The organism is Dietzia sp. DQ11-71 (assembly GCF_014144995.1).
Taxonomy (GTDB): domain Bacteria; phylum Actinomycetota; class Actinomycetes; order Mycobacteriales; family Mycobacteriaceae; genus Dietzia; species Dietzia kunjamensis.
This window is the reverse complement of sequence record NZ_JAALDT010000515.1, coordinates 1-1350: the sequence shown is the minus strand read 5'-3', so window position 1 is coordinate 1350 and position 1350 is coordinate 1. Positions and strand designations below refer to the sequence as shown.

Annotated in this window: 1 protein-coding gene; it reads right to left on the bottom strand. The window is 71.8% G+C overall.

Features of this window, described 5'->3' with window-relative positions; genetic code table 11:
• Positions 1-40: 40 nt before the first annotated feature.
• Positions 41-1192 (bottom strand): glycoside hydrolase family 183 protein, encoded by a 1152-nt coding sequence (locus G6023_RS15475; RefSeq protein ID WP_067715122.1) that lies wholly within the window; start codon positions 1190-1192, stop codon positions 41-43.
• Between the last annotated feature and the right edge of the window lie 158 nt (positions 1193-1350).

The following is a 1350-nucleotide window of genomic DNA, read 5'->3' as shown; positions in this document are numbered from 1 at the left end:
CCCTGGTCCGCCGGGCCCCTGGTTGAGCCGCGATCCTGGCTCAGCCGCGCGGCGGGCGCGGGATCGAGCCGACGAACTGCATGGACCGGTACGGCCACCCGGCGGGCCCGGCGGCCGAGTCGTGGGTGTTCCACTGGCTCACCACGAAGTGCCACTCCTCCGGCGTGGATCCCGGCACCGGGCAGCCGCAGTAGAGCTGGGCGACCCGCGCGGGCCCGGACCCGGGGTCGGAGCCGTCCGACTCGTCGCCCCACGCACTGCCGCGCAGGAGCGTGGTGTGCGTGGTGATCGAGCGGTCGAGCAGGTCGGCCCCGATGTGCGGGAACGTCAGACAGTCGATGCGGTAGTGCCCGGCATCGAAGTAGGTCAGGGTCCAGAAGTCCTCGCACCGACGCAGGTACATCTCGCCGATCCGGCCGGGCAGCACGATGGTCGTGGGATTGCCCCAGTTCCAGGCGCCCTTCCGGAAGCCCCAGGTCTGCCACCTGCGGAGGTCGGGATCCGCGAGGTGCTCCTCACGCACCCGCATGAGGATGACGCCCTTGTCACGTTGGAACCCGGTGGACAGGACGTAGACGAACCCGTCCCCGCCGAGCTCCCACGTCCACAATTGGCGATGGCCGCCCTCCAGGAGAGGCGAGAACTCGGCCCCGGTGGGCTCCCAGGTCCGGCCGTCGTCGGTCGACCGGTGGATCCGGGTGCGGGTGACCGTGCCCAGGCCGTGGTTGACCATGACGTGCAGGTACATGGTGTCGCCGATGGTGAGCACGTCGCTCGGGAGGACGGTCGAGCAGCCGCGGCCGTGCACATAGTCGATCAGTTGGGCGGCGTAGTCCCGCGGGCCCGGGCCGGCGGCGTCCGCCCACTCGAGACCCCGGGACGGGTCGGCGGTGTCGGAGAACAACCCGACCGGGGAGCGCCAATCCGGATTTCCGGGACCGGGGCGCTCGTCCGTGGTGGGGGCACACTGCTCGATGCCCGGGTGCGGACGCCCCACATGGGGGGCACCCATCCCGGCGCCGGCGAAGGTGTCGCCGAACACCGCGAGCAGGCGCCCGGACGGGGTTCGGGTCAGGATTCCCAGATCCGTCCCCTCCATCCCGAAGGCCGTGGTGATCCCGGGTCCGGTGAGGTCCCGGACCTTGCGGGTGGCCGATGTGCGGGACGCAGTGGGCGGCGGCGGATCCGTCATGGGGCCGACGCTACCGCGCAACCGGTCGGGCGGCACCAGACTCGTTGTCAGGTCACAATTCTGGCGAAGCGGGCCCCACGCCCCGAACCGCGGGGCGTATGGTCATCGGCGTGACCCATCCCTTCGCACGGGCCGGGCGGGAGCTCGTCCCCGGCCAC

What these genes read in the sequence shown, in the direction of transcription:
- G6023_RS15475 (WP_067715122.1), bottom strand. Translation starts at nt 1,192, where the DNA reads ATGACGGATCCGCCGCCGCCCACTGCGTCCCGCACATCGGCCACCCGC.